Annotated in this window: 18 protein-coding genes; 4 read left to right on the forward strand and 14 right to left on the reverse strand. The window is 66.1% G+C overall.

Annotated features, from left to right (window positions below; translation table 11 throughout):
* Nucleotides 1-8: 8 nt before the first annotated feature.
* Genes typA through gatC form a run of 8 tightly spaced genes read right to left on the reverse strand, consistent with a single transcriptional unit; the run spans nt 9 to nt 9,498 of the window.
* Complete coding sequence (gene typA / locus D5041_RS01530; RefSeq protein WP_265282082.1) at nt 9-1,835, reverse strand: translational GTPase TypA; 1,827 nt, start codon at nt 1,833-1,835, stop codon at nt 9-11.
* A gap of 59 nt (nt 1,836-1,894) precedes the next feature.
* Complete coding sequence (truB, locus tag D5041_RS01535) at nt 1,895-2,887, reverse strand: tRNA pseudouridine(55) synthase TruB (protein ID WP_265283705.1); 993 nt, start codon at nt 2,885-2,887, stop codon at nt 1,895-1,897.
* A gap of 34 nt (nt 2,888-2,921) precedes the next feature.
* Nucleotides 2,922-4,370, reverse strand: a complete 1,449-nt coding sequence (gene gatB / locus D5041_RS01540) for an Asp-tRNA(Asn)/Glu-tRNA(Gln) amidotransferase subunit GatB (RefSeq protein WP_265283706.1) — start codon at nt 4,368-4,370, stop codon at nt 2,922-2,924.
* The gene (locus tag D5041_RS01545; RefSeq protein ID WP_265283707.1) at nt 4,367-5,896 is read right to left on the reverse strand and encodes a P-loop ATPase, Sll1717 family; all 1,530 of its coding nucleotides are present in this window, start codon (nt 5,894-5,896) and stop codon (nt 4,367-4,369) included. Before D5041_RS01545 ends, gatB begins: the two co-directional genes overlap by 4 nt.
* Nucleotides 5,886-7,289 carry a KGGVGR-motif variant AAA ATPase gene (locus D5041_RS01550; RefSeq protein ID WP_265283708.1) on the reverse strand — a complete coding sequence of 468 codons (1,404 nt, stop codon included), beginning with the start codon at nt 7,287-7,289 and terminating at the stop codon, nt 5,886-5,888. Before D5041_RS01550 ends, D5041_RS01545 begins: the two co-directional genes overlap by 11 nt.
* Complete coding sequence (locus D5041_RS01555) at nt 7,286-7,684, reverse strand: hypothetical protein (protein ID WP_265283709.1); 399 nt, start codon at nt 7,682-7,684, stop codon at nt 7,286-7,288. Before D5041_RS01555 ends, D5041_RS01550 begins: the two co-directional genes overlap by 4 nt.
* Nucleotides 7,685-7,691: 7 nt before the next feature.
* Nucleotides 7,692-9,191, reverse strand: a complete 1,500-nt coding sequence (gene gatA, locus D5041_RS01560; protein WP_265283710.1) for an Asp-tRNA(Asn)/Glu-tRNA(Gln) amidotransferase subunit GatA — start codon at nt 9,189-9,191, stop codon at nt 7,692-7,694.
* Between the two features lie 7 nt (nt 9,192-9,198).
* Nucleotides 9,199-9,498: an Asp-tRNA(Asn)/Glu-tRNA(Gln) amidotransferase subunit GatC gene (gene gatC / locus D5041_RS01565; protein ID WP_265258549.1), complete on the reverse strand. Its 300-nt coding sequence runs from the start codon at nt 9,496-9,498 to the stop codon at nt 9,199-9,201.
* A 218-nt stretch (nt 9,499-9,716) separates the two neighbouring features.
* Here gatC and D5041_RS01570 point away from each other — a divergent pair, with 218 nt between their 5' ends.
* The 4 genes from D5041_RS01570 (at nt 9,717) to mrdA (ending at nt 14,324) form a co-directional block, all read left to right on the forward strand.
* Nucleotides 9,717-10,760 carry a rod shape-determining protein gene (locus D5041_RS01570; RefSeq protein WP_010101427.1) on the forward strand — a complete coding sequence of 348 codons (1,044 nt, stop codon included), beginning with the start codon at nt 9,717-9,719 and terminating at the stop codon, nt 10,758-10,760.
* Nucleotides 10,761-10,869: 109 nt separating this feature from the next.
* Nucleotides 10,870-11,784 carry a rod shape-determining protein MreC gene (mreC, locus tag D5041_RS01575; protein ID WP_265282088.1) on the forward strand — a complete coding sequence of 305 codons (915 nt, stop codon included), beginning with the start codon at nt 10,870-10,872 and terminating at the stop codon, nt 11,782-11,784.
* A 34-nt stretch (nt 11,785-11,818) separates the two neighbouring features.
* Nucleotides 11,819-12,337, forward strand: a complete 519-nt coding sequence (mreD, locus tag D5041_RS01580) for a rod shape-determining protein MreD (RefSeq protein WP_265283711.1) — start codon at nt 11,819-11,821, stop codon at nt 12,335-12,337.
* 43 nt (nt 12,338-12,380) lie between these two features.
* On the forward strand, nt 12,381-14,324 hold the full coding sequence (gene mrdA, locus D5041_RS01585) for a penicillin-binding protein 2 (protein WP_265283712.1): 1,944 nt from the start codon (nt 12,381-12,383) through the stop codon (nt 14,322-14,324).
* A gap of 22 nt (nt 14,325-14,346) precedes the next feature.
* Here the strand turns inward: mrdA and D5041_RS01590 are convergent, their stop codons facing one another.
* From D5041_RS01590 to D5041_RS01615, 6 genes are all read right to left on the reverse strand, one after another.
* Nucleotides 14,347-15,240 carry a DMT family transporter gene (locus tag D5041_RS01590; protein ID WP_265283713.1) on the reverse strand — a complete coding sequence of 298 codons (894 nt, stop codon included), beginning with the start codon at nt 15,238-15,240 and terminating at the stop codon, nt 14,347-14,349.
* 63 nt (nt 15,241-15,303) lie between these two features.
* Entirely contained in the window at nt 15,304-16,587 is a 1,284-nt protein-coding gene (locus D5041_RS01595) for a DcaP family trimeric outer membrane transporter (RefSeq protein ID WP_265283714.1), read from the reverse strand.
* A gap of 63 nt (nt 16,588-16,650) precedes the next feature.
* Nucleotides 16,651-17,394, reverse strand: coding sequence for an amino acid ABC transporter ATP-binding protein (locus D5041_RS01600; protein WP_265258541.1), 744 nt, complete (start codon nt 17,392-17,394; stop codon nt 16,651-16,653).
* Complete coding sequence (locus D5041_RS01605) at nt 17,391-18,173, reverse strand: amino acid ABC transporter permease (protein ID WP_010105249.1); 783 nt, start codon at nt 18,171-18,173, stop codon at nt 17,391-17,393. The genes D5041_RS01600 and D5041_RS01605 overlap by 4 nt, the downstream gene beginning before the upstream one ends.
* Nucleotides 18,174-18,188: 15 nt before the next feature.
* Nucleotides 18,189-18,950 (reverse strand): substrate-binding periplasmic protein, encoded by a 762-nt coding sequence (locus D5041_RS01610; protein ID WP_010105247.1) that lies wholly within the window; start codon nt 18,948-18,950, stop codon nt 18,189-18,191.
* A gap of 226 nt (nt 18,951-19,176) precedes the next feature.
* A complete protein-coding gene (locus D5041_RS01615) occupies nt 19,177-19,629 on the reverse strand; it encodes a type II secretion system protein N (RefSeq protein WP_265283715.1) in 453 nt (150 codons plus the stop codon).
* Between the last annotated feature and the right edge of the window lie 55 nt (nt 19,630-19,684).

Here is a 19,684-nt window from a genome sequence, read left to right on the forward strand (position 1 = left end):
CCCCGAGGCTAGGTGCGGCCCGCGCGCTTGCGCTCGTTCTCGGTCAGATGGCGCTTGCGCAGGCGCACGGACTTGGGCGTGATTTCGACCAGCTCGTCGTCGTCGATGAACTCCACGCCGTATTCCAGCGTGAGGTCGATCGGCGGGGTGATCTTGATCGCGTCCTCCTTGCCGGAGACGCGGAAGTTGGTCAGCTGCTTGGTGCGCGTGGCGTTCACCACCAAGTCGTTGTCGCGGCTGTGGATGCCCACGATCATGCCCTCGTACACCGGGTCGTTCGCGCGCACGAACATGCGCCCCCGGTCGTCGAGCTTGCCCAGCGCGTAGGTGAAGATTTCCCCGTCGTCCATGGAAATCAGCACGCCGTTCTTGCGCCCGCCGATCTCGCCCTTGTGCGGCTCGTAGCGGTCGAAGATGTTCGCGATCAGGCCGGAGCCGCGCGTCAGGTTCAGAAACTCGTTGGTAAAGCCGATCAGGCCCCGCGCCGGGATGCGGTACTCCAGACGCACGCGGCCCCGGCCGTCGGGCTCCATGTTCACCAGCTCGCCCCGGCGCTCGCCGAGCGCCTGCATCACGCCGCCCTGGTGGCTTTCCTCGATGTCCACGGTCACCAGTTCGATGGGCTCGCATTTCTCGCCGTTGATTTCCTTGTAGAGCACACGGGGCTTGGAAACCGCGAGTTCATAGCCTTCCCGGCGCATGTTTTCCAGCAGGATGGTCAGGTGCAATTCGCCGCGACCTGCGACCTCGAAGATGCCGTCCTCCTTGGTCTCCTTCACGCGCAGGGCCACGTTGTGCTGGAGCTCTTTTTGCAGACGGTCCCAGATCTGGCGGCTGGTCACGTACTTGCCCTCGCGGCCGGCGAGCGGGCTGGTGTTCACGCAGAAGTTCATGGTCAGCGTGGGCTCGTCAACCTCGAGCATGGGCAGGGGGGCGGGGCTCACGGGGTCGGTGACCGTCACGCCGATGCCGATGTCGACGATGCCGTTGATGAGCACGATGTTCCCCGGGCCCGCCTCGCTGACCTGGACGCGGTCGAGCCCCTGAAAGGTCAGCACCTGGTTCACGCGGCCCTTGGCGCTCTTGCCCTCCGGGCCTTCCATGACCAGCACGTCCATCCCGGGCCGGATCGTCCCCTGGCCGATGCGGCCCACGCCGATGCGCCCGACGAAGCTGGAAAAATCCAGCGCCGAGATCTGCAATTGCAGCGGCGCCGCCGGGTCGCCCGTTTGCGCCGGCACATGCTGCAGCACGGTGTTGAACAGGGCCGACATGTCGGGGCCCCACTGCTCGCCGGCAGCGCCCTCTTCGAGCGACGCCCAGCCGTTGATTCCGGATGCGTAGACCACGGGAAAGTCGAGCTGCTCGTCGCTGGCTCCGAGCTTGTCGAACAGGTCGAACGCGGCGTTCACGACCTTGTCCGGATTGGCGCCGGGCTTGTCCACCTTGTTCACCACCACGATGGGCCTGAGCCCCAGCGCCAGCGCCTTCTTCGTCACGAAGCGGGTCTGCGGCATGGGGCCTTCCTGCGCGTCGATGAGCAGCAGCACGCCGTCAACCATGGACAGCGCGCGCTCCACCTCCCCGCCAAAGTCCGCGTGGCCGGGGGTATCGACGATGTTGATGTGCGTCCCCTCCCAGCTCACGGCGCAGTTCTTGGCCAGGATGGTGATTCCGCGCTCGCGTTCGATGGCGTTGTTGTCCATCACCGTATCGACGACCTTCTCGTGCTCGGCGAAGGTGCCGGACTGGCGCAGCAACTGATCGACCATGGTCGTCTTGCCATGATCGACGTGCGCGATGATGGCGATATTGCGAATTTGTGGAGTCGTCATGTTTTTTCCAATGTGCTGCGGGCGTCCTGCCCCGCAAATAGCAGTTTCATTGCGTGCTGCTATTTGCCGGACAGAACACCCGCTTCGGGTTGCGGACTGCCTTGCAAGATTTGTCGGATTTCCAGCGGACTCAGGAGCCTGTCGGGAATCAGCTCCCCGCCCGCGATATGGCCCACTCCCAGCAGGGACCGGGGATTGTCGCCAAAAACCGCGACCGCACGGGCGTTCGGCCAGGGCCCGCGGCGGCGCAGGCCCGACAGGAAGCGCGCTGCATTCTCGCCGTCCAGCGTGACACGCGCATGCCCGGCGAGCAGCGACTCGGGCGCCTGCAACCGGGCCAGGCGCGCGGCCTCGGGCAGGGCCTCGAACTGCTCCAGCGTGATGCAGCCCTCGACGCCGATGCCGCCGCTGGCGGTGCGGCGCAGGAACACCAGGTGCGCCCCGCAACCGAGCGCCGCGCCGATGTCCTCGGCGAGCGTGCGGATATAGGTTCCCTTGCTGCAGCTGGCGACTATTTTCAGATCTGCGGACGGGGGCTCGCTCTGCACCAGCGTCAGTTTCAGCGCCAGGACGACGACCTCGCGCGTGCTGCGCTCGAGCGTGACGCCCGCGCGCGCGTATTCGTACAGCGCCCGGCCGTCCTTCTTGAGCGCGCTGTGCATCGGCGGCAGCTGGTGGATGGGGCCGGTAAAGCGCTGCTGCACGGCGGCCAGCCGCTCGGCCGTGAGCTGCGCCGGGTCCACCTCGCGGCGCTGCAGCACGGCGCCCTCGGCGTCGCCGGTGGCCGTGGTCACGCCCAGCCGCGCGATGGCCTCGTAGGTCTTGGGCGCGTCCAGCTGCAACTGGCTGAACTTGGTCGCCGCGCCAAAGCACAGCGGCAGCACGCCGCTGGCCAGCGGGTCCAGCGTTCCGGTATGGCCCGCCTTTTCGGCGCGCAGCAGCCATTTCGCCTTCTGCAGGGCGGCATTGCTCGACAGGCCGAGCGGTTTGTCGAGCAGCAGCACCCCGTGCACGGGGCGCCGCTGCACCCTGGTGCGGGGTGCGGACTGCATGGTGGCGAAATGATGGGCGCGCTGGGCGTGCGGCTCAGGCGAGCCGGGTTTTGAGCAGCTCATTCACCTGCTGCGGATTGACCTTGCCCTGGCTGGCCTTCATGACCTGGCCCACGAGCGCGTTGAAAGCCTTCACCTTGCCCGCACGAAACTGCGCCACATTCTCGGCGTTCGCAGCGATGACCGCATCGACGATCTGCTCCAGCGCGCCGCTGTCGTTCATCTGCGCGAGGCCCTTGGCGGCAATGAGCGCGTCCACGTCTGCGGATTCACCGGACCACAGGGCGTCGAATACCTGCCGGGCGGCGCTATGGGAGAGCGTTGCGTCGGCGATGCGCCGAATCAGCGCCGCCAGTTGCGCCGCGGACACCGGGGCCTGCCCGATGCCGATCTCCGCCTGGTTCAGGCGGCGCGAGACCTCGCCCATGATCCAGTTGCTCGCCAGCTTGGCCTGGCCGCTCGCCAGGGCGACGGCCTCGAACCAGGCGGCCAGGCCCGGGCTCTGCGTGAGCGTCGCGGCGTCGTATTCGGGCAGCCCATAGTCGGCAACGAAACGCGCCGCCATGCTGCGCGGCAATTCGGGCATCCGCGCACGCTGCTCCTGCACCCACTGCTCCGGGATATGCAGCGGCGGCAGGTCGGGGTCGGGGAAGTAGCGGTAGTCCGCAGCGTCCTCCTTGCTGCGCATCGCGCGGGTCTCGCCGCTGTCGGGGTCGAACAGCACGGTGGCCTGCCGGATCGCGTGGCCGTCCTCGATCTGCGCGATCTGCCAGCGGACCTCGTAGTCGATCGCCTGCTGCATGAACTTGAAGCTGTTCAGGTTCTTGATCTCGCGGCGCGTTCCCAGGGGTTCGCCGGGCCTGCGCACCGAGACGTTGGCGTCGCAGCGAAAGCTCCCCTCCTGCATATTGCCGTCGCAGATGCCGATCCAGGTCACGATCCGGTGCAACTCCCGGGCGTAGGCCACGGCCTCTTCGGACGAGCGCATGTCGGGCTCGGTCACGATCTCCAGCAGCGGCGTTCCGGCTCGGTTCAGGTCTATTCCGCTTTGGCCGACGAAGTCCTCGTGCAGCGACTTGCCCGCGTCCTCTTCAAGATGCGCGCGCACCAGGCGCACGGTCTTTTTTTCCGCACCGAGCAAGAAATCGACCGCGCCGCCCTGCACCACCGGAATCTCGAACTGGCTGATCTGGTAGCCCTTGGGCAGGTCAGGGTAGAAATAGTTCTTGCGCGCAAAAACGCTCACCGGCGCAATGCGCGCACCCAGCGCCAGCCCCAGCCTGATGGCGCATTCGACGGCGGCGCGGTTCATCACGGGCAGCGTGCCGGGCAGCGCCAGATCCACCGCGCAGGCCTGGGTATTCGGCGCAGCGCCAAAGGCCGTGGGCGCGCGGCTGAAGAGCTTGCTTTGGGTGGCAAGCTGGGCATGGGTCTCAAAGCCGATAACGACCTCGTAGCCGCGGACTGACGGGGTGGCGCTCATGATTTTGGCTTTCTTTGCGTGGAAATGCCGCCATGGCGGCCGATTTTGTAGGCCAAGCGATAGATGTCGGGCAGTTCGATGCGCTCGTTCCCATTCTTCTTCCGTGGTCTGACAATGCCGATTTGCTCCAGGGTTGCGAGCAATCGCTCCATTCTTTCCGAATTTGGCGCGCCGTTCTGCCATGGAACAAGTGCCTTGTCCCGCATGGACTCTATCTTCTGCAAAACGCTGGCCTTGTTTTGCAACCAGATTTTTTCCAACTCCTCTTTATCGATGGGAATGGTTTTCTTTTGATCCTTGATGCATTGCAGGGCCGGGGCAATCCACTGGTATTCCTCATGCAACTCCGTGACACGCGCTGTGCTGGCATCACGCACACCGTCCCTGATGGCTTCATGATGAATCACATGCGGCTTATCGGAATATTGTGTTGATGCCGATTCAAGCGCCGCCCTCAAAGCGGTCAGAAAAGTCCTTGGTGCGACCCTGCCAAGGCCGTCGCTCAGGTGGTTATAGATATAGCGGTAACTATGTCCCTTGGTGGCGGTTTTTCCCATGTAATCTCCAACGAGCGCACGCCATAGCTTCTCTTGCTTGTCTGGCTCATCGGCAGAATCATTGCATTCGTAACGCCCACCATCGGATCTCCATGAAATTCCGGCGACGCGCGAAAAAAAAGCTCTGAACTTGTCCGAGCGTTGCGCGATCCGATAGAAGGCCAAGCCGTACAGATCCGCTTGGGTCCACTGCAGAGTCACTTTACTATTGAGCAGTTTGGACCCGTCCACCACCGGTCCCGCCTGCGCCAGAATATCTTCGCGAATAAAAGCCTTCAAGCGCAGTCCCTTGGCAAACCGGAGTTGGAGCATGACGCGCAAGAGCCCTGCGGTCATTTCGGACACTTGAGTCAGTTCGTTGGATGCCCGATCCAGCGCATCGAAAACCACCAATGCCGTTTCCTTGGATGATGTAAGTCGCTCGTCGAGCAAATCCAGTGCGCGCGCAATCCGGCCGGGATGCTGCCCCGCCCACGCCATCGGCGCTTGCCAAGGATCGTGTGCATCGGTTGACCGGGGCATGCCAAGCGCCGGGTCCGGAACGAAAAGCAAGAGAATGGCGACGCTCCAAATCGTTTCTGGCGTAACGCCTGGCAAAGCCCGCAATAGAGGCAGTTCGACCGGGCTGGGGAAATTTGCTTTTGCCGCTGGGGCGTCCAATTTAATGGCATGGCTTTCCTTGATGCCCCTCAGCGCATCTTGAAGATCGGTTCCGATACGGTGACGGCCAAGCTTGTTCAGCAAATCAGAATTGGCCAAGACCCCCGTCCAGAAAGATTTTCCCGCTCCCCGCATGCCTTCGACAAGCATGCGCTCAGGGTTTAACGCCTGTTGATGGGATAGGGGAACGTAGACATCGCTCCAGTCGTCCGTAGAACCATCGGTCGGAATGGTTTGAAGCGCTTTGCGCAACTCCTCGCGCAACGCGGTTCGTTGCTGAACGCTTAATGTGTGTGTTTCAACGGCCATCTCTGCTCACACATCCCAAAAGCGCCATGGCGGGGCCCAGGAAATCATCAAAAGCGGCCTTGTTGAGTGGGTCAGTCAACTGCCCTGGTTCGGCCAGAGGGTTGAATGCGCGCAGGGCATCGACCCACTTGATACACAAAGCCGCATGCGGGGCGTCGGTATCGTCAGGGGCCGGGGCAAATGCTTGCGGATCTTCGTCTGAATCTTCGCCTGAATCTTCGTCATAGATCTCGGAAAAGGTGGTGTAGGCATTTTGCTGCAAGGCATCCCAGTAGCCCACGTAAGGCCCATGCTCTTGCGGGGTGAGCGCGGAGACCAGGCGCAGGCTGCGCCGGAGTTCCCATGGTTCGTCATCTGCCTCAGAATTGGTGGAGGCAAACAAGGCACGATTGCGTTGCAAATGCTTGAAAAGCAGGCCGTAGGAATCCCAGGTTTGGCTGGTGTTGATTGCAAACAGAAACGATATGTCCGCTTGCAATTGCGTGATGGCGACGGCCGCCGTGTCGTCAATCCCTGCGCGACAATCAAAAAGCGTGACGTCGATCCTGTGTTGTTTTTCCGTTGCCAACAGAAAATCGTTGATTCGCCGTGCGTACGCTTTGCCGTCCGGGCTTTGCCGGTAGATGCGCGCCAGTTTGGCGACGTAGGCTTGGGTGTGGTTTCCGTAAGCCGGCGCGACCAATATCTCACCCGGCAGCGCAAGCCGCGCGTTGAGCGGACTCGATTCCACCGTATGCTCCCGCGCCATGCGCTCCAACGCCTCAGGGTCCGCGCCCAGGGCCTGCGCTGTGAGCCAGTCGATGACGCCGTAAGCCGGTTGCCCATCGCCGCGGGGCAACAGACTGGACGAAAGCCCGGGGGATTCAAAGTCGCCATCGACCACCAGCACGCGTCGGCCACGCTGCGCGCACGCAATGGCGAGCATGGTGAGCGCAGCGCTGCGGCCCACCCCGCCCTTGACGCTAAAGAATACGCAGCGCTTTGCCGCATGGGCCGTGTTTGTTTTGCTGTCTGTGGGCGTCAACCAATCCCGCTCCTTGTCTTGGCGTTCGAGCAGCAGCAGTTCCACGCCAAAGAGTTGCAAAAGGGATGGATCAGCCCAATAGGACTCGGCATCAAACAGTTCATCCCGACACAGTGTCCACGGTGATAGCGCAAGAGGGCCGGCCTTTTCTTTCAATGCATCGATGAGCGGGCCGCAGGGAGAGCGCTCCAGTTCGTCCCTGTGGCATGGCAGCAGCAGCACGAGTTGTCCGTACCAGTTGCGCACGAGGATCAGCGCCTCGCCGGCCAGCAGGGCTCTTAAATCATCGCTTTGCGGGTTTTCCCTGATAGCTTCAACGAAAGCACCTTCCACATATTCCCAATCCAGCAACCGCTCCATCCAGTTCATACCACTCCCTCACCGTAGTTGGTCATCAGCTGACAGGCAGCATGGGCGCCAGCACATTCTTCCGAAGTCCTGGCGATCGTGAACTTGTTCTGTGGGGCATAACGTTGGTTTACGTTCCAATCGGCGAACTTCGTCTGGAGTGCTGCGATTTTGCTGACCAAATCCGGATTGCCTGCGCCGACTGAAGAGAGGTTTTGCAATTCTGAAAAAATCCCTGGAATATGCACCTTCTTGGTTCCGTCAAAGCGTTTGGCTTTGGCAATGGCCTTGAGCGCACATTCAGCCGACAATCCGGACAGATGGCTGGCATTTGCCAAACGCGCTTGGGCAAGGAGCCATTGCGCATCGTGCAGATGGCGCTTTGCCGCGTCCGGGTAATCATCATCCGTATCCATGGCGGACTCACGCTGCACCAGGCTGGCGCAGATGAAAATCAGTGGCCTGTTGCAGGCGGTGCGCCGCGTTCAGCAGGCGCGCTTCGCCAAAGTAATTGCCGATCAGTTGCAACCCCACGGGCATTGCGTCTGCGCCAAGGCCGGCGGGCAGGCTGATTCCGGGGAGTCCGGCGAGCGATGCGGGCAGCGTGAAAATGTCGGCCAGGTAGTCGGCCAGCGGGTCGTTGCCATGCGCGCCGATTTCCCAGGCCACGGTCGGGGCCACCGGGCCGGCGATCAGGTCGCAGTGCCTGAAGGCGTTCTGGAAGTCGTCGGCAATCATGCGGCGGATCTTTTGCGCCTGCAGGTAGTAGGCGTCGTAATAGCCGTGCGAGAGCACGTAGGTGCCCATCATGATGCGGCGCTTGACCTCGGCGCCAAAGCCTTCGGCGCGGGTCTTGCGGTACATGTCGGCCAGGTCGGTGTAGTCCTTCGCGCGGTGGCCGAACTTGACGCCGTCGAAGCGGCTCAGGTTCGACGAGGCCTCGGCCGGGGCAATGGTGTAGTACACCGGGATCGACAGTTCGGTGCGCGGCAGGCTGACGGGAACCCGTTTGGCGCCGAGCTTTTCGTATTCCTTCAGCGCCGCATCGATGGCGGCGCGCACGTCGGGCGCCAGGCCGGGGCCAAAGAACTCGGCCGGGACGCCGATGCGCAGTCCTTCGATGGAGTCGCCAAGTGCGCGACCGAAGTCTTCCGCGGGCCGGTCGAGCGAGGTGGAGTCGCGGTCGGGGTCGGGGCCGCACATGGCCGACAGCAGCAGCGCGCAATCCTCTGCCGAGCGCGCCATAGGGCCGGCCTGGTCGAGGCTGGAGGCAAAGGCGATCATTCCGTAGCGCGACGCCCGGCCGTAGGTCGGCTTGATTCCGGTGATTCCGCAAAACGCCGCGGGCTGGCGGATCGATCCGCCCGTGTCGCTGCCCGTTGCGGCCGGCGCCAGGCGCGCGGCCACGGCGACGGCGCTGCCGCCCGACGAGCCGCCGGGCACGCGGCGCCGGTCCCAGGGGTTGCGCACCGGTGCCGGGCCGGCGTGGCCCCAGGGGGCGACGGCGGAGTTTTCGTTCGCCGATCCCATCGCGAACTCGTCGCAGTTGAGCTTGCCCAAGGTCACTGCGCCGGCCTGCGCGAGCCGCTGCACCACGGTGGCGTCAAACGGGGAGCGGTAGCCCGCGAGCATTCTGGAGCCGGCGGTGCTCGGGAAGTCGCGCGTGACGAAGATGTCCTTGTGCGCCAGCGCAACACCCTCCAGCGGCCCCGCGGTGCCGGCCGCGATGCGCGCGTCGGCGGCCTGCGCCTGCGCCAGCGTGGCCTCCTCGTTCAGCGCCACGTAGGCGCCCAAGTCGCTCTGCGATTTGGCACGCGCGAGGAAATGCTGCGCAACTTCGACGGCGCAGACTTGGCGCGCGCGCAGGGCTGCGGCGAGTTCGGCGACGCCCAGATCGTGCAGGGCCTTGGTGCAGCTGCTCATGCGGGCCTCATTCGATGACTTTGGGAACGAGGAACAAGCCGCGCTCCACGGCCGGCGCGCTGCGTTGGTTGGCCGCGCGCTGGTCGGGCTCGCTGGCGACGTCCTCGCGCAGCCGCAGGGCCACTTCCCCTATGGCGGCCACGGGGTGCGTCAGGGGCGCGAGCTGCGTGGTGTCCACGGCGCGCATCTTTTCCACGATGTCGAAAAAGCCGTTGAGCTGGGTCAGCATGCGCGCGCTTTCGGCGGACGTCAGATCGAGCTGAGCCAACTGGGCGATGCGGGCTATGTCCTGGGAGGTCAGTGCCATGGGGAGAAGAAACTGGGCAGATGCGGGGATTCTCAAGCGATCAAACAGCGATCCGGGCCGCATTGCCGGGGGTTATTCACAGGGGGATGGAGTATTATCCCTGCTTTGCAGCAATAGCCCCCACCTGCCGGTCATTGTGTGTGAAGAAACGGTATTTTGACCCCGCCAACCCGGCGATGGCAGGCCGACGTGCATGCCGTGCCCGAGAGGATTTTTGAATGTTCGGAGCCTTCCGTCGGTATTTCTCCACCGATCTTGCCATCGACCTTGGTACAGCCAACACCCTCATTTTCATGCGCGACAAGGGCATTGTGCTCGACGAACCATCGGTCGTCGCCATCCGCCACGAAGGCGGGCCCCACGGCAAGAAAGTGATACAGGCCGTGGGCCGCGAGGCCAAGGCCATGCTCGGCAAGGTGCCGGGCAATATCGAAGCCATCCGTCCCATGCAGGACGGCGTGATCGCCGACTTCGTCATCACCGAGCAGATGATCAAGCAGTTCATCAAGATGGTGCATCCGCGCACGCTGTTCTCGCCCAGCCCGCGCATCATCATCTGCGTTCCCTGCGGTTCCACCCAGGTCGAGCGCCGCGCCATCAAGGACGCCGCCGTAGCCGCCGGCGCCACCGCGGTGTACCTGATCGAGGAGCCCATGGCGGCCGGAATCGGCGCCGGCCTGCCGGTGTCGGAGGCCAGCGGATCGATGGTCGTCGACATCGGCGGCGGAACCACCGAGGTGGGCGTGATCTCGCTCGGCGGCATGGTCTACAAGGGCAGCGTGCGCGTGGGCGGCGACAAGTTCGACGAGGCCATCATCAACTACATCCGGCGCAACTACGGCATGCTCATCGGCGAGCCCACCGCCGAGGCCATCAAGAAGAACATCGGCTCGGCCTTCCCCGGCTCCGAGGTGCGCGAGATGGAGGTCAGGGGCCGCAACCTGAGCGAGGGCGTTCCGCGCAGCTTCACCATCTCGAGCAACGAGGTGCTCGAAGCGCTCACCGACCCGCTGAACCAGATCGTCTCGGCCGTGAAGAACGCGCTCGAGCAGACCCCGCCCGAACTGGGCGCCGACATTGCCGACCGCGGAATGATGCTCACCGGCGGCGGTGCGCTGCTGCGCGACCTGGACCGCCTGCTCGCCGAGGAGACGGGACTGCCCGTGCTCGCAGCCGAGGACCCGCTGACCTGCGTGGTGCGCGGTTGCGGCATTGCGCTCGAACGCATGGACCGCCAGGGCAGCATTTTCATGAGCGAGTGATCCGGCGTGCAGGCTGCTGCGCCCCAAACGGCATGACCGCCCCCGCTGCACTGCCCCCCGCGCCGGCGCCGGCAAAATCGCTGGCCCGCGGCAGATACTGAGCGTTGCGATGCCGCAGGGCACCCTGGAGCGCAACGCTCCCCCGTTCTTCAAGCAAGGCCCGTCGGACCTTTCGCGTTTGGCGCTGTACAGCGCGCTGACGCTGTTCCTGATGGTCGCCGACACGCGCTTTCAGCTCGCGGAGAACCTGCGGCAGATCGTCGCCACCGTGCTCTACCCGGTGCAGTGGCTGATGCTCAAGCCGGTGGAATTCGCCGACCACGGCGCCGGCTATTTCCAGTCGCTGCAGACGGCGCAGGAGGCGCTCGACGCCGCGCACAAGAAGATGACGCTGATGGGGCAGCGCGCGCACAAAGCCGAGCAGTTGGCGCAGGAAAACAGCCGGCTGCGCCAGCTGCTCGCCTTGCGCGACCGCCTCAGCACCCCGGCGCACGCGGCCGAGGTGATCTACGACACGGCAGACCCCTACACGCGCCGCGTGGTGATCGACCGGGGGCAGATGGACGGCGTGCAAGCCGGCTCCCCGGTGATGGACGAGGCCGGCGTCCTGGGGCAGGTCAAGCGCGTCTTTCCGCTGGTCAGCGAGGTCAGCCTGCTGGTGGATCGCGACCAAGCGATTCCCGTGCTCAACGTGCGCACCGGCGCGCGCGCGGTGGCCTACGGCGACCCCGTGGCCGGGCATGGCGGCATGGAACTGCGCTTCATGCCCGCGAGTGCCGACCTGCGCGAGGCCGACCTGCTGACCACCAGCGGCGTTGACGGCCTGTACCCGCCGGGCCTGCCCGTGGCGCGGGTGCTGCGTGTGGAGCGCCAGGCCGACTCGGCGTTCGCGCGCGTGTACTGCATTCCGCTGGCGCAGGTACAGGGCGCGCGCCACGTGCTGGTGCTCCAGCCGCTGGCGGACAGCGGGTTGCCGCGGCCCGAACCCGCGGCCGCGGCCCGGCGCGGGAGACGCAACAAATGACCGGCCGCAGACCCACTGCGCAAGGTGGCCCGCGATGATCATGCCGCGCGGCGAACCCCTGCTGCTGCCGGTGAATCCGGTGTTCGTGGTCGCCAGCCTGGTCGCGGGGCTGGCCGGCAACATGCTGCCGCTGGGGCGCGTCGTCTGGATGCCCGACCTGCTCATGCTGCTGCTCGTCTTCTGGGGCGTGCACCAGCCGCTGCGCGTTGGCATGGGCGCAGCCTTCCTGCTCGGGCTGTGCATGGACGTGAACCAGTCCGCGCTGCTCGGCCAGCATGCGCTGTCCTACACCCTGCTGTCTTTCGGCGCCATCGCCATGCACCGCCGCCTGCTGTGGTTCAGCGTGCCGTTGCAGGCGCTGCAGGTGTTCCCGCTGTTTGCCCTGGCGCACACCGGGGAGCTCCTGCTGCGCATGGCCGGCGGCGGAATCTTTCCGGGGCTGACGGGCTTTCTGGCACCGGTGCTGGAGGCGCTGCTGTGGCCGCTGGCCAGCTGGGTACTGCTGGCGCCGCAGCGTCGCCCGCCCGACAGCGATCAGAGCCGCCCTTTGTGATGGGAACTTCGATGGGCAATCCCGTGACCCTGCGCCGCTACCCATGACCGAACTGCGCAACAGCCTGGCCGACGCCGCGCGCTTTCGGATGCGCGCGCTGGCGGTCGGCATCGTGGCCCTGGCGGCGTTCTGCGTGCTGACTGGGCGGCTCTTTTTTCTGCAGGTTCTGCGCCACGAAGACCTGGCCGCGCAGGCCGAGAGCAACCGCACGGCGGTCGTCCCCATCGTTCCCGGCCGGGGGCTGATCCTGGACCGCAACGGGGTGGTGCTGGCGAGCAATTACTCGGCCTACACGCTGGAGATCACCCCCGCGCAGGCGGGCGATCTCGACGAGACCATCGCCGAACTGTCCCGGGTCGTGGAGATCCAGCCCCGGGACCGCCGGCGCTTCAAGCAACTCCTGGAGCAGGCGCGCAACTTCGAGTCGCTGCCCATCCGCACGCGCCTGAGCGAACAGGAAGTGGCGCGCTTCGCTGCGCAGCGCTACCGCTTTCCGGGCGTGGACATCAAGGCGCGGCTGTTTCGCAATTACCCGCTGGGCGAAGTGGCAAGCCACGCCATCGGCTACATCGGGCGCATCAACCAGAACGAGAAGACCCGCATCCAGGATTCGGACGACGAGGCCAACTACCGCGGCACGGAATACATCGGCAAGCTGGGAATCGAGCAGAGCTTCGAGCCCGTCCTGCACGGCAGCACCGGGGTCGAGCAAATGGAAACCTCCGCGGGCGGGCGCGCCGTGCGCAGCCTGTCCAGCTACCCGGCGACCCCCGGCGACGCGGTGCTGCTGGCGCTCGACATCCGGTTGCAAAAGCTGGTCGAGGACCTTTTTGGCGCACGCCGCGGGGCGCTGGTCGCAATCGACCCACGCTCCGGCGAGGTGCTGGCGCTGGTGAGCAAGCCGACCTTCGACCCCAACCTGTTCGTCGAGGGAATCGACGTCGAAAACTGGACCGCGTTGAACGAGTCCCCGGACAAGCCGCTGCTCAACCGCGCGCTGCGCGGCACCTACCCGCCCGGCTCCACCTACAAGCCCTTCATGGCGTTGGCCGCGCTGGAAAGCGGCAAGCGCACGCCGTCGATGATCACGCAGGACAACGGCTCCTGGAGCTTCGGCGGGCATGTCTTTCGCAGCCACAGCGACCATGGCCTGGGCGCGGTCGACATGCACCGCAGCATCGTGCAGTCGAGCAACGTGTACTACTACGCGCTGGCCAACGACATGGGCGTGGACCTGATGCACGACTTCATGCAGCCGCTCGGCTTTGGCCAGCTCACGGGGATCGATTTGCACGGTGAACTGCGCGGCCTTTTGCCCAGCCGGGAGTGGAAGCGCAACGCCTACCGCCGCCCCGGGCAAGGAACGTGGTACGCCGGCGAGACGATCTCGCTGGGCATTGGCCAGGGCTACAACAGCTTTACCACGCTCCAGCTCGCGCACGCCACGGCCACCCTGGCGAACGCGGGGCTGCGCCACCGGCCGCATCTGGCCATCGCCACGCTGGACGCGGTCACGCAGGAGCGCCGTCCGCTGGCCCGCGAACCGGTCGTCGACCTGCATTACCGACCCGAGAACCTGGAGGTGGTGCGGCGTGCGCTGGTCGGCGTGACGCAGGAGGGCACGTCGGCGCGCGCATTTGCCGGCGCGCGCTATCTGTCGGCCGGCAAAACGGGCACCGCGCAGGCCGTGTCGATCGGCCAGAAGGACCGGTACAACGCCGCCCGGCTGCAGGAGCAGCAGCGCGACCACGCGCTCTACATAGCGTTCGCCCCGGCGAATGAACCGCGCATCGCACTCGCGGTGCTCGTGGAGAACGCGGGCTGGGGCGCCGGCGTTGCCGCGCCCATCGCACGGCGGGTGTTCGACTACTGGCTGCTGGGCGAGTACCCAAGCGAGGAAGATATGCTCGCCGTGCAAAAAGGCGCGGCCACGGCGCCCATCGGCAAACCCCGCCTGGCGGCCGACGTGCCGCTCGTGGAGCCTTGAGCGCGGCCAGACGCGCAGCGGCTCATGGGGAATGCATCCCGGGTCTCGCGCGGGGTCGGATCTGGCTGAACACCAGCGCCCCGACGATCAACGCCGCTCCGCCAAGACCTGCCCAGCCCAGCTGCTCGCCGAGCAGGACCCAGGCGGTCAGGGCGGCGACCACGGGCTCCAGACCGAACACGATGGCGCTGCGCATGGCGTCCACGCGCTGCTGGCCCCAGGCCTGGAGCGTCACCACCACGACGCTGGCGAACAGGCCCAGGTACAAAAGGGCGACCCAGGCGGACGGGGGCAGGGCGCCCGCCGACGCGAGCCCGCGCATTGTGCCGTCGCGCGCGAACAGCAGCAGCGTGGCCGTGAGCACCATCACCGTGGCCTGCGCCGCGGCCATGCGGCTGGCGCGCAGCGGCCGCGCCAGGGTGCGGCGCGCGCATTCTTCGAGCGCCAGGATGTACAGGGCGTAGAACACGGCGCTCGCGAGCGTGAGCGTATCGCCCCGACTCCAGGGCGCGTCCTCGTGGAACATCAGCGCCATTCCCGCGCAGGCCATGGCGCAGGCGGCCCACAGCCGCCAGCCATAGCGCCGGCCAAGCAGCGCCATGGCGAGCAGCGGAACCCCCAGCACGTTCAGTCCGGTGACGAAGGCGTTGCGGTTACTGCTCGTGCGCGCCAGGCCCTCGACCTGCAGCCAGAACGCGAAAAACATCAGCAGGCCCAGCGCGCAGCCCCATAGCCACTCATGGCGCAGCATGCCGCGCCACAGCGGCGCGAGCACGAGCAGGGCAATGGCAAACCGCAGCCAGATGATCTGGAGCGCGTCGAGTTGCGCGGACAGCAGCTTCATCGCGGGGAAGGTGGTCCCCCATACCGCGGTCACCACCAGCAGGGCCAGCAGGCCGAGACGTTCTGGGCGCATGAGAAAGGCTGGCCGGTTTCCCGGCCAGCCGCATCGGGTGAGCGACGAAGGATCGGCGCAGGATCAGTTGAACATGTAGCGCGCCTGCAGGTTCAGGCGCAGCAGGTCGCCCTTGCTGCCGTCGAAGGTGCGGCGCCGGCCGCCGAGCAGTTCGCTGCCCAGTTCCACGTTCTTGATCGGCAGGTAGTACATGCCGGCGTGCCACTGGTACAGCTGGCGGTTGCCCTTGCCGCCGAATGCGTTCACGTAGGCGTCGCCAAGCTTGTGGCTCGAGCGCATCATGCCCAGCGCCAGGTTGGCGCGCAGCTTCTCGCCGAAGCTCTGGCCCAACCCGAGCACCAGGCCCTGCGCGCGGTCCAGGCGCAACCGGTTGCCGTCGAGCACGGGGGTGTTCACGCCCGTCAGGAACGCGGCGTCGCCGTCGCCGTCCAGGCGCGTGTACTGCGCCGTGAGCGTGGTGCTGGGCGAGACCTTGAAGCCGGCGCCCAGATTCAGGCCCAGGCCGCGCTTGCTGACGCCGTCCACGCGCTGTTCGTGCGACAACAGGCTGGTGCTCAGGCTGCCCCAGTCGAACACCTTGCTGACGCGGGCGACCAGGTTCGGGAGCTTGGCGCCGTTCGTGGGATCTTCCAGCGCAAACTGGAATTTGGGCAGGCCGGGTCTGCTGTAGGTGTAGCGCAGCTGCCCCACCCGGGGACCCGGGGCGCCGGGCGGGCCGCTGAAGTCCACGGTCTCCGGCAGGGTGTCCAGGTCGATGAAGGTCGACCAGGTCTGGCCGATGGTCCAGCCCGCGTACTCGCCATACGCATGGCGCAGCCGCAGGCGGTTGCGGTTGCACTCGGTGCCGCCGCAGCTGGCGTAGAAGTCGGCCTCGAGCATGGTGGTGAAGCTGCCAGCCGAGGTCGGCGTGGAGGTCTCGAAGCCGAAGCGCGAGGTCTGCGCGGTGAACGCGGTCTTGCCGGTGCTCCCGCCGCCCAGCGGCTGCTCCATGATGTTGCTGAAGTGGTCGCCGGGCGCCGTGGTCTTGAAGTCCTTGAACAGATTGGCTTCAATCCGGCCGTAGAGGCGGATCGAGGTCTCGCTGCCGGGCAGGCGCAGGCTGCCCGGGATGTCGCCGAGCACCACGGCGTCCTTTTGCTTGAGTTCCAGCGCGTCCATGCGCTCATTCGACACCGGCGCCGCAGACGGCTGCGCCTGCCGGGCCTTGAGCTGGTTGAGTTCGTCGCGTAGCGCCCGAAGCTCGTCGCGCAAGGTTTCAAAGTCCTTGGCGGACTGCGCCAAGGCGGCAGGCGGCAGGCTGTACAGGCCGGCGGCGAGCAGGGCAAGGAGGGCGTGATTTGGTTTCATGTTTGGCTTCATGGTCACTCCGGTTGGGCTGGTTGGGCTGGTGGTGGTGGGTGATGGGGTCTTTCAGGAGCTCATGCGGCCGATGAAGGCACGAATGCGCTCGCTCGCAGGGTACTCGAAGAATTCGGCGGGTGCGGCGTCGTGCGCGATGCCACCCTGGTCGAAGAACAGGACGCGGTCTGCGACCTCGCGCGCGAAACCCATTTCGTGCGTCACCACGACCATGGTCATTCCGCCGCGCGCCAGTTCGCGCATCACGTCCAGCACCTCCTGCACCATTTCGGGGTCGAGCGCCGAGGTCGGCTCGTCGAACAGCATCACCCGGGGCTGCATCGCCAGCGCGCGGGCGATCGCCACGCGCTGCTGCTGTCCGCCCGAAAGCTGCCAGGGGTACTTGTGCACGTGCGCGTGCATGCCCACGCGGCGCAGCAGGGTCATGGCCTGTTCGTTGGCCTGCGCACGCGGGGTGCGGCGGATGCGCCGCGGCGCCAGCGTCAGGTTGTCGAGCACGCTCATGTGGCCAAACAGGTTGAACTGCTGGAACACCATGCCGACCTCGCTGCGCTGCCTCTGGAGCGTCGCCGGGTCGTCGCTCACCTCGACGCCGTCGATCCGGATGCACCCCGAGTCATGCGGCTCGAGCCGGTTGATGGCGCGCAGCAGCGTGCTCTTGCCCGACCCCGAGGCGCCGATGATCACGCTGACCTCGCCGGTGTTGAACACGGTCGAGACATCGCGCAGCACCTGCTGCGTGCCGAAGGCCTTGCAGACGCGCTCGGTGACGATGAAGGGCTCGGGCTGGCTCAAGGGTTGCGCCCTTCCACGTCGAAGCGGTACTCGACGCTGTCCGAGATCTGCGTCACCAGGGTCGTCAGCAGCAGGTAGGTGACGGCCACGGTCGAGAGCGTGGCGATGGGCTGGAAGGTCGCCGACTGTATGCGGTTGCCGACGTTCGTCAGTTCCACCACGCCGATGGCGTAGGCCAGCGACGAGTCCTTGAGCAGCGCGACGAAGTTGTTCACGAGCGGCGGCAGCGAGATTCTGAACGCCTGCGGGAACACCACGTCCAGGAACACGTGCCACCGGCTCAGGCCGAGCGCCCTGGCGGCCTCCGTCTGGCCGCGCGCAACGGCCAGCAGGCCGGCCCGGATGGCCTCCGCGTTGTACGCGCCCACGTTCAGGCCCAGCGCCAGCACGGCGGCGGCGAAGTCGGGCAGGTTCAGCCCGGGAACCAGCACCGGCAGCGCAAAGTAGACGAACAGGATCTGCACCAGCAACGGCGTTCCGCGGATGATCCAGATGTAGCCGCCCGCGACCCAGCGCACGCCCGCCCAGCGCGCGGTGCGCGCCAGCGCCGCGCCCGTTCCCAGCGCCAGACCCAGGCTGCCGCTCACGAGCGTGAGACACAGCGTGGTGCGCGCGCCGCCCGCGAAGGCCTGGGCGTTGGAGCCGATGGGCTCGGGCAGAAACGAGAGCAACTGGCCGAGCAGGGCCAGCGCCAGCAGCGTCAGAACGACGGCCGAGACCAGCGTGGCGTTGCTGCACTGCTGGCGGCTCCAGCGTTGTGGCCAAAGGGCGGTGAGCATGCAGGGGTGGGGGGCTCAGTGGCAGCGCACGTCTTCGTCGAAGTACTTCTTGGACAGGGCGGCGTAGCTGCCGTCGGCCAGCACCTCGGCCAGCGCCTTGTTCCAGCCGCTGGCGAGCGAGGCGTTGCCCTTGGCCACGGCGGCGGCGATGCGCTCGATGAACAGCATGTCGCCCAGCTTGAATCCGACGCCAGGGTTCTTCTGCGCGATGGCCTTGGCCACGAAGCGGTCGGTCACCCAGGCGTCCACGCGGTGCGAGACCAGCGCGCTGCGCGCGTCCATGTCGGTGGGGAAGTTCTTCATCTCCTTGATCGACGAGATCTTTTGCACGTTCTCCAGGTAGCTGGTTCCGGTCTGCACCGCGACCACCTTGCCCGCCAGGTCCCGGGCGTTCTTGATCGCCGGGTCCATGGCGATGATCATTCCGCCCGAGCAGTAATGGGGATCGGTGAAAGTCACGGCCTTGGCGCGCTCCTCGGTGATTCCGTGCGATGCGATCACCAAGTCCCAGCGGTCCTGGCGCAGGCCGGTGAGCAGGGCGTCGAAGCCCAGCGTCTTCCACTCGATGCGCAGCCCCATCTTCTTGGCCACGAGCTCGGCGACGTCCACTTCAAAGCCGGTCAGCGTGCTGCCGTCGAAGAAATTGAACGGCGCGAACTGCCCCTCGGTGGCGATGAGGATCTTGCCGTCTTTCTTGACTTCGTCCAGCGTCCGGGCCTGGGCGAGGAATGCAGCGCAGAGCGCCAGGGCGGTGGCTACGGCCTTGAACAGTTTCATGACAACGGCTCCTGTCGGAGGGTTTCAGGTACAAAAAATCCGGCATGCAGACGTGCTAGCAAACCGGATGCCAGGGCAGACCGCGAAGCGCTCTGCCATCGAACGGTCGCGATTATAGGGACGCGGTTTTTCCCAAAACCCCGTGGATTCCCTTCTTCATGGCGTTCATTTGCCGGTGCATGGCAGGCCCGGATCGGGCGGATCCGCGCGTTCTGCTCGCGGGGTGTCAGTTTCTCAAAGGCGGCATTTCCAGGGTCAGCGTCGTGGGCCCGCCGACGCGCGGCCCGAGCTGCGCCTGGCGCAGTCCCAGGGACTGCACGACGAGTTCCTGATCGACCGTGGCGCCGACGCGAAACGGCTTCGCCGGCTGGTTGCCGATCGCGATCAGCGCCGCGCCACCGCCGCTGCGGCGGCCCGAGAGCACGCCCAGGAGCGCGAACCGGGCCGCGGCCTGCGGCGCAACGGGTGCCGCGTCGGACACCGCGGGCACGGCCCCGAACAGGCGCGCCAGGGCCTGGGCGTCGAGCGCCGCAGGGGCTGCGGCAACGGCGGGCGCCAAGGGGCCGTCCGCAGGTGCCGTCAGGCGCAGCCCCCAGAAGACCAGGCTCGCAGCCGCTGCGGCCCAGAACGCCAAAGTCCCCAGCCGCACACCCCATTCGCTGTACGAATTGCTCACCATGGGGGAGATTATGATGCAGGCGATTCGCCCACCCCAAGAGAAGAGATCGCCCGCA

This window comes from Verminephrobacter aporrectodeae subsp. tuberculatae, from assembly GCF_026127385.1.
Lineage (GTDB): Bacteria > Pseudomonadota > Gammaproteobacteria > Burkholderiales > Burkholderiaceae_C > Acidovorax > Acidovorax aporrectodeae.